At 41.5% G+C, this 9,138-nt stretch carries 7 protein-coding genes and 1 pseudogene; 3 read left to right on the plus strand and 5 right to left on the minus strand.

Annotated elements, in window-relative coordinates; all coding sequences use genetic code 11:
* Positions 1 to 44 precede the first annotated feature (44 nt).
* The 5 genes from uvrB to bioB form a co-directional block, all read right to left on the minus strand.
* Positions 45 to 2,072 (minus strand): excinuclease ABC subunit UvrB, encoded by a 2,028-nt coding sequence (uvrB, locus tag BM135_RS13725; protein WP_092520494.1) that lies wholly within the window; start codon positions 2,070 to 2,072, stop codon positions 45 to 47.
* Positions 2,073 to 2,731: 659 nt separating this feature from the next.
* A complete protein-coding gene (gene bioD, locus BM135_RS13730) occupies positions 2,732 to 3,415 on the minus strand; it encodes a dethiobiotin synthase (protein ID WP_092520496.1) in 684 nt (227 codons plus the stop codon).
* The gene (bioC, locus tag BM135_RS13735) at positions 3,405 to 4,178 is read right to left on the minus strand and encodes a malonyl-ACP O-methyltransferase BioC (RefSeq protein ID WP_092520498.1); all 774 of its coding nucleotides are present in this window, start codon (positions 4,176 to 4,178) and stop codon (positions 3,405 to 3,407) included. The genes bioD and bioC overlap by 11 nt, the downstream gene beginning before the upstream one ends.
* Entirely contained in the window at positions 4,162 to 5,313 is a 1,152-nt protein-coding gene (gene bioF / locus BM135_RS13740) for an 8-amino-7-oxononanoate synthase (RefSeq protein ID WP_092520500.1), read from the minus strand. The genes bioC and bioF overlap by 17 nt, the downstream gene beginning before the upstream one ends.
* Entirely contained in the window at positions 5,313 to 6,353 is a 1,041-nt protein-coding gene (gene bioB, locus BM135_RS13745; RefSeq protein WP_092520506.1) for a biotin synthase BioB, read from the minus strand. Before bioB ends, bioF begins: the two co-directional genes overlap by 1 nt.
* 96 nt (positions 6,354 to 6,449) lie before the next feature.
* On the opposite strand from bioB, the gene bioA reads away from it, so the two are divergent.
* From bioA to BM135_RS17560, 3 genes and pseudogenes are all read left to right on the plus strand, one after another.
* Positions 6,450 to 7,718, plus strand: coding sequence for an adenosylmethionine--8-amino-7-oxononanoate transaminase (gene bioA, locus BM135_RS13750; protein ID WP_092520502.1), 1,269 nt, complete (start codon positions 6,450 to 6,452; stop codon positions 7,716 to 7,718).
* Positions 7,719 to 8,061: 343 nt separating this feature from the next.
* Positions 8,062 to 8,643: a hypothetical protein gene (locus BM135_RS13755; protein ID WP_092520504.1), complete on the plus strand. Its 582-nt coding sequence runs from the start codon at positions 8,062 to 8,064 to the stop codon at positions 8,641 to 8,643.
* Positions 8,644 to 8,953: 310 nt separating this feature from the next.
* Positions 8,954 to 9,138: pseudogene (locus BM135_RS17560) on the plus strand (hypothetical protein); the annotation flags it as partial.

Raw genomic sequence — 9,138 nt, forward strand, 5'->3', positions numbered from 1 at the left:
GCTACTATTCTGCCTTAGACATAACTCTCGAAAATTGGCGGCAATCAGGAATTAACGATAAATTGTGCCCGCAATGCCTGAACCTGATCACGAATGCTGGCCGCTTTTTCAAACTCAAGATCCCGTGCACGTTGGTACATTTTTTCTTCCAACTCACGGATTTTGCTCTCTAGCTCTTTGGCCGATAAATTGTGGTAATCATCCGTACCCAAGGCAACTTTACTTTTTCCTTTGATTTTTCCTTTACCATTAACGGGTTGACCAATTTTCAGGATATCACCGATTTTTTTGTTCAACCCTTGAGGTACAATACCGTGCTCTGTGTTAAATGCCTGTTGTTTGGCACGACGGCGCTCTGTTTCCCCAATAGCCTTAGCCATAGAATTCGTGATTTTGTCGCCATATAAAATTGCTTTACCATACAGGTTACGTGCTGCACGACCGATAGTCTGGATTAGAGATCGTTCTGAACGAAGAAAGCCCTCTTTATCTGCATCTAAAATTGCCACGAGGGAAACTTCCGGCATATCCAAACCTTCACGCAATAAGTTAATGCCAACCAAAACATCAAATTCACCGAGACGAAGATCACGGATAATTTCCACCCGTTCAACGGTATCAATGTCGGAATGGAGATAACGTACTCGCTCGCCATGCTCTTCCAAGTATTCTGTCAAGTCTTCCGCCATCCGTTTGGTTAAGGTCGTTACCAACACTCGCTCATTTTTTGCCGCACAAATACGGATTTCAGACAGTAAATCATCCACTTGAGTTGCTACTGGACGAACTTCAACTTCTGGGTCAATTAGCCCCGTCGGACGTACAACTTGTTCAACAACTTCATTGCCAGATTTTTCTAATTCATAGTGACCAGGTGTGGCTGAAATATAAATGGTCTGTGGTGCCAATGCCTCAAACTCCTCAAACCGCAATGGGCGGTTATCCAGCGCAGACGGCAAGCGGAAACCGTATTCCACTAATGTTTCCTTACGGGAGCGATCCCCTCGGTACATTCCTCCAATCTGTGGAATGGTTACGTGGGATTCATCCACCACCAGCAAACCATTTGCCGGAAGATAATCAAACAGCGTTGGAGGTGGCTCACCTTCGGAACGACCAGATAGATAGCGGGAGTAGTTTTCAATGCCGGAGCAGTAACCCAATTCATTCATCATTTCGAGATCGAATTGTGTTCGCTGGGTAATGCGCTGTTCTTCCAATAATTTGTCTGATGCCAACAAAACCTTGCGCCGTTGTACCAACTCAATTTTGATCTCTTCCATCGCCTGAAGAATACGTTCACGCGGTGTAACATAGTGAGTTTTGGGATAGATGGTATAGCGCGGGACATTGTACTGTACCTGTCCCGTCAGCGGATCAAACAAGGAAAGACGCTCAACTTCATCGTCGAACAATTCCACGCGCAAAGCATGTTCATTCGATTCTGCAGGGAAAATATCAATCACTTCACCACGTACCCGAAATGTTCCGCGCTGGAATGCCTGATCATTACGAGTATATTGCAGTTCTGCCAAGCGACGCAAGATAGCACGCTGGTCAATTAACATGCCATCAGTCAGGTGAAGCATCATTTTCAAATAGCTATCAGGATCACCTAAACCATAAATTGCAGAGACAGAAGCCACCACAACAACATCACGGCGTTCCAGCAAGGCTTTCGTTGCAGACAAGCGCATCTGCTCAATATGTTCATTTACTGAAGCGTCTTTTTCAATAAAGGTATCAGAGCTGGGCACATAGGCTTCTGGCTGGTAATAATCGTAATAAGAAACAAAATATTCCACGGCATTCTCAGGAAAGAACTCTTTCATTTCGCTATAAAGCTGTGCTGCCAATGTCTTATTCGGGGCAAGGAGCATGGTGGGACGATTTAAATTTGCGATAACATTCGCAATCGTAAAAGTTTTACCTGACCCCGTTACCCCCAAAAGCGTCTGATGGGCTAATCCATCTTCTAGCCCTTCCTGTAATTGTCTGATGGCCGATGGCTGATCGCCTCCCGGCTTAAAATCAGAATGTAACTTGAATACCTTGCTCGTTTCTTTGCCCATTTTCCCCACACCATCCGTACATTGACAAAACTCTTTTATAATACTGGATAAAAAACCAGCTTCAAGCAAGTTGATAAAATATATTTTTATTTGAAGGAAAATCTGAGAAAGACTCTATAAAGATAAGACACAATTTATTAACATATTTATGTAATGTGATATTCACATTATGATATTAACCTTTAATTAACATTAATGATGGCTATTTTATCCCCAAATAATGAGCTTGCTTTTTCCTATTTTTGTATTAGCAATGGAAATGATAAAGCTCTAAATAGTAAAGGAGAACAAAAAAGGATTGATTTTATTTAACCGATTGATTTATTTCATAAAAAAAATACAAGTAGAGAATAGCAGCAAATCTTGTGCAAACCGCGTATTGCCTTGCACGAGGATACTTTTCTAAAACTAATACACAATGTTATCCACAACAATAGTGGATAACCCAGCAAAACCTATTAAGCATAGGCGATTGCGGAGTTATTCTTGTTTGTAAATTTTTTCAATGACGAAATATTTTATGCTGTTTTAGAATTGATTTTCGCTATTCGTTGTTCAAAAATATATCAATCTTTGTTGAAATAAAATATTTTTTATGTAAGAAAAATCAACTAAACAACCATTCTCGACACCAATTTTAACTCGCTCAAAGTAAATAATTAGTTAACCAATGAATCAATGGCAATATATTTGCCTAGATTATTTTTATCATCTGATTCACTCAGATGAGGAATAATTCCCAATAAAGGTGCAGGGATCATACGCTTTAGAGTCTCCAAATATGCCGCCTGATGTTTGCCTGCCGGCTCAATTTCATTAGCGACCCAACCTACCAGTTTCAATCCAGCATACTGAATAGCTTTCGCGGTCAATACTGCATGGTTAATACAACCTAATTTGACACCGACTGTCAAAATTACCGGTAGATCCTCCTGAATCGCCCAATCAGCAAAAGTCGTATTGTCCGATAGTGGTGTATACCATCCCCCAGCCCCCTCAATCAAAACCCAATCAGATTTTTTTTCCAATGTTCCCAATCCTTTTGATAAAACGGAAAAATCTATTGGTTGATTAAGTTCCGCACTCACAATATGAGGCGATGTAGGTTCAACAAATACCAGAGGATTCACCTCCTGGTAAGTTAATGACACTGCACTATTACGTTGTAAAGCCAGTGCATCACCATTACGTATCCCTTCAGCCGTCATCTCACTCCCCGATGCCACGGGCTTGTAACCCGCAGTCTGATATCCTTTTTTATTGGCAGCTTGCAGTAAAGCACAACTAACAACTGTTTTACCTACTTCAGTATCGGTTCCTGTAAGAAAATATTTATTTGTCACAATAAATGACTCCAAAAGCAATTTGATAGCTTAATGGGTAATTCCCATTATTCCGAGGATATGCTTCAGCAAGAATATTTAGACGTTTTCTCGTCATTAATCCCTGCTGGCGGCCATGATGAAGATGTGTTGCGCCGATCCTTTTTAGAGAGTTCAGCAAGGGCAATAGTTGTGAGTAGTGCTGGTGATATTCCCGGTTAATGACTTTATATCGATAGGGTTGGCATGCTTGCGTAATTGTCCCTAAGGACAGAAATTGATTGATATGCCGATAATCATCCACGCGCTCCCACGCTGCTTCCAATTCATTCAGTGAACCCTGCGCTAGTGTGGAAAATACGATAAGGCCACCGGGACGAGTAACACGATAAAACTCCCGCAATGCACATGGCAAATCATTGCACCATTGTACCGCCAGATTGCTAAAACAAAGATCTACACTGTTATCTGCCAGTCCCAAATGCTCAATATCCCCTTGCAGATAGTAATCGGCGACTTGCTGTCCCTTGGCATGGCTCAACATGCCGGAAGCCAGATCCAGTGCAATAACTTGTTTGCCCTGCTGTTTCCAGCGAGCACTAAAAAAACCGGTTCCACACCCTGCATCCAATACTCGCATACCGATATTTTCCACTTGTGCCAACGCCATCAAATACTCACCTGTTTGCTGTTGCAATTTAGCCACAGTGTCATATTTGGAAGCCGCACGTCCAAAAGCGCCTGCAATCGCTTGTTTGTCAACGGATTTAACAACCCGATCCATGTAGCGCCTCCAGTAATGTATCAATATCATGCTGTGTATGATTTGCTGTCAGCGTAATACGCAATCGGGCGCCATCAGGGGGAACCGTTGGTGGAAGTATCGCTTTGACCCACACTTTTTTTTGCCTGAGCACATGAGATAGTGCGGTACAGAGTTCATTGTCACCAATGATTAATGGTTGAATAGCTGTTTCTGAATTCATCAATACAAAAGGCAGCTGCTGCACTTCACGGCGAAAGTAACGAATATTGTTTTGCAAACGCTCGCGCAGCTCATCCCCTGCTCTGATTTGTTGTACTGCTTCAGAAAGTGCCACAGCCTGCGCAGGTGGCATTGCAGTACTGTAAATCAGGTGCCTGGCATATTGGAGCAAGTATTCTGCGGTTTGCTCATCACATAAAACTGCGGCTCCACTCAATCCAAATGCCTTACCAAAAGTAATAATCAAAATCTCCGGCTTAACATTTTGCATCCAGCAACTACCACGTCCTTCATCACCATGAATGCCGATGCCATGAGCATCATCCACCATCAACCAACTCGCTGTAGATTTCGTTTGCTGCGCAATAGCTTCAAGTGGAGCACAATCTCCATCCATACTGAAAACACCTTCCGTTACGACCAGCGTTTTACCAGCATATGCTTTTGCTAAGTGTTGCTGTAAAGATCCCATGTTATTGTGCAGAAAACGCCGACATTGTGCCGGAGAGTGTATTGCGGCTTCCATCAACGATGCATGGCTTAGGCGATCAGCAATAATGCGGTCTTCTTTTTCCATCAAAGCCGCAATTACACCTTGATTAGCGGCATAGCCAGAAATGAACAGTAAGGCGCGAGAGTATCCCAACCACTCCGCCAATTGTTGTTCCAGAATATTATGTGCAACGGTGTAACCCGTAACATGTCCTGAGCCTCCACTGCCCACACCATATTGTTCGGCACCTTGCTGCCAGGCAGCAATAATCTGGGGATGTCGGCTTAATCCAAGATAATCGTTACTGGAGAAATTAAGGTACTGGCCGTCTGAAGTGAACAGTAAACGCCCATCAGATCCCTGATGGACTTGCCTATTACGCCATAGTGAAGTGCTTCGACGTTCGGCCAAACGTCGGGAGAGAGAGTCTGACCAGCTCATCATATTGCCGCATTATAGAATTGTTCGTTATCAGCATTATGAATAATGGCTTCAGTCAAGTGCTCCTGCTGCTGATTGTCACCAAATGCCGTTCTTGTCTGTTGAGGATTGATGCCCAAACGGCGGAACAATTGCAGATCTTTATCTTCATCTGGGTTTGGTGTGGTCAGCAATTTACAGCCATAGAAAATGGAATTAGCCCCTGCCATAAAACACATGGCCTGAGTTTGTTCATTCATCTGCTCACGTCCTGCGGATAAACGGACATGAGATTTTGGCATCATGATTCGTGCCACGGCAATGGTACGAATAAAGTCAAAAGGATCGACATCTTCATTGTCTTCCAGTGGCGTTCCTTTTACTTTCACCAACATATTAATCGGTACACTTTCCGGCGGCTTAGGTAAATTCGCCAACTGCACCAATAACGCTGCACGATCACGAATTTGCTCTCCCAAACCAACGATACCTCCCGAGCAAACTTTGATGCCCGCATCTCGGACATTATCCAAAGTGTTCAGCCTGTCTTGATAACTGCGCGTAGTGATGATATTGCCGTAAAATTCTGGCGAGGTGTCTAAGTTATGGTTGTAATAGTCCAGACCAGCCTCTGCCAAGCGTCGTGCCTGCGATTGATTCAGCATTCCCAACGTCATGCAAGTTTCCATTCCCAGCTCTTTGACTTCTTTGACCATTTTTTCCAAATACGGCATATCACGTTCATGCGGGTTTTTCCAAGCTGCCCCCATGCAAAAACGGGTTGAGCCCGCATTTTTAGCTTTGTGCGCTGATTCAATGACTTTTTCCACTTCCATCAACCGCTCTTTTTCCAGACCAGTTTTGTAGCGGGAACTTTGTGGGCAATATTTACAGTCTTCTGGGCAAGCTCCCGTCTTTATCGAAAGCAGTGTACTGACCTGTACTTGTTGTGGATCAAAATGCTCGCGATGTACCTGTTGTGCCTGAAATAATAATTCAAAAAAAGGTTTATCAAATAAGCCCTGTGCCTGCTTAATTGTCCATTGTTGACGCTCGCTCACAATAACATCTCCGATGTGAAAAAATGTTGTCAGTTTAAATAACGCCGTTATCATGTCAACCAAAATGAACTCAAAAAGGTTTACAACAAAGTTATTATGACTCCTTCAGATCTTGAATTTGACCAGCGCCATATTTGGCATCCCTATACCTCAATGACTAATCCACTTCCTACCTATCCCGTCGCATCAGCCACAGGTGTGGAGCTGATTTTATCAGACGGACGAAAATTGATTGATGGCATGTCTTCATGGTGGGCTGCTATTCACGGTTATAATCATCCTGTTCTCAATGAAGCGGCAAAGGCACAGATCGATAAGATGTCTCATGTGATGTTTGGCGGCATAACTCATCTTCCTGCTGTTGAACTATGCAGACAATTAGTCGCAATGACACCTGATTCTTTGGAATGTGTTTTTTTGGCGGATTCTGGGTCGGTTGCAGTAGAAGTCGCCCTAAAAATGGCATTGCAATATTGGCAAGCCAAAGGGAAAAAACGCCATCGTTTTCTGACACTGCGTCATGGTTATCATGGTGATACTTTCGGAGCTATGTCTGTCTGCGATCCGGATAATTCCATGCATAATTTGTATAAAGGCTATCTCCCCAATCACCTGTTTGCCGATGCTCCACAATGTCAGTTTGGTGATGAGTGGCAACCGGAAGATATCGATTCTTTGCAGCGATTATTGTTGCAATACCATGATGAAATTGCCGCTGTCGTTTTAGAACCTATTGTTCAGGGCGCTGGCGGGATGCGAATTTATCATTCTGAATACCTACGCCAAGTCCGCCAACTTTGTAATGAATATCAGATCTTATTGATTGTAGACGAAATTGCTACCGGATTTGGGCGAACGGGTAAGCTATTTGCCTGTGAACATGCACAGATCGAGCCGGATATATTGTGCTTGGGTAAGGCATTAACAGGGGGATATATGACATTATCCGCAACACTGACTACCCGCCATGTTGCTGAAACTATTAGCCAAGGTGAAGCAGGCTGTTTTATGCATGGCCCGACTTTTATGGGAAATCCCCTGGCTTGTGCCGTTGCCAATGCCAGCCTGAAATTACTCTCAGATAGCCCGTGGCAACAACGTATTCAATCAATTGAAACTCAATTGAAAGCTGAATTACTTCCCCTCAAACCACATAATTCAGTCAAAAATGTTAGGGTCTTGGGAGCTATAGGTGTTGTTGAAATGAAACAGCCCGTTGATGTTGCTTCATTGCAATGTCATTTCGTTAAACATGGGGTATGGATCAGGCCATTTGGACGGTTAATTTATTTGATGCCTCCTTATATTATTCAACCCGAACAACTATCTAGACTGACAAATACTATTGCTAGTGCGATAAATTAAAAAATAATAGAATAATATTTCTATAAAGTTTATAAAAAAGCAATAAAATGAATCTCCAGCCACATATTTATTTATGTGGCCACTTGAACAAAAATCCAGTAAAAAAGCAACTTAATAATCAGTTAAAAAAACAGTCAAAATAGTATTTATCGCTATTTTACGGCATTAGTTAATGTTTAATAATCATATCTCTAATAAAAAATAAAAGAATGTTAATTCATATTCAAAGAACATTCACTGACAAATATTAATCACTAAAAAAGGGCTGTTTCATCACTATAAAACAAATTCTCTGATATATTCATTATGCAATCGAATTTATTTAAACAAAAAGGAAAACATCATGAATACAGAAAATTTATTCACACCTTCCAATGAAGAAACTCAAGATGTATTTGAACTATCTCAAAATAGGTATGAACAAGAAATTGCACATTATGAAGCGCTTGTAAAAGAAAAACCCGAACTGGCCCATCTGTTTTCAGATAATGTCAAACCAGACACATTAACCAGTCCAGTTTTGAATCAAACAGAGTTTGTTAGTGGATATTTCAACATTAACACATATCACCAATATGGCAGCTTTCCCTTTATCCAAATATCATCTCATTCCACTACCATTGGACATGCACCCAATGCAGGAAGAAAGACTAACTTCAATGGTTATATTCAAGGCGGATATAACACTCCACTCTTTAATTTTAATAACATTCACCTTGGCGGAGTAGTAAAATATCCTCACTCCATTGTAAATACACCATTAAACATTCAACTTTATATCTATCCAAGAAATATCATATTACGTCTTCTCAAAGGAAACGTTTATTTGGGTGATTTATATTCCGTACAACAAAATCACATATTAATTACATATCCTATTGTTCTATCTGGTATTGGAACTTTTAACTTATTCCAACATCAATAATCTGCATCTAATTATTAGATCAGAATCAGTTTTTTATTTTATGTAATTAATAGATTATAAGTTGCAGCTCTGTTCTGTGGCAAAGAAGTTATTTCCAGTCACATAGCTGGCTATGTGGCTGGAATAAGTAAAACAGATATTTTTGGGGTTTATGAGTATATGTTTGAAAACGATGTGACTAGAGCCGGATTTATCGCCAAGAAAAAAATTTAGCTTCCATCATTCTTAAAAATTCCTTTCAAACCAATCAAATTGCCAAAAGGGATCTTTAACTTGGCACATCCCTAAACCGTTCTCGCTACCGGAAATAATGGGATGGACGCCCCATTTAAGCGGCATCAGTGTGCCAAAATGGCAGTGTATTCAACACAGCCATTTAATAACGGGAGCGTCCACCATAAAGATGACAACAGTTGGTATCGATCTGGCAAAAAATGTCTTCCAGATCCACGGCGTTGATGTACAGGGTGAAACAGTGCTCAAAAAACAGCTGTC

Source organism: Xenorhabdus japonica, assembly GCF_900115195.1.
GTDB classification, from domain to species: Bacteria; Pseudomonadota; Gammaproteobacteria; order Enterobacterales; family Enterobacteriaceae; genus Xenorhabdus; species Xenorhabdus japonica.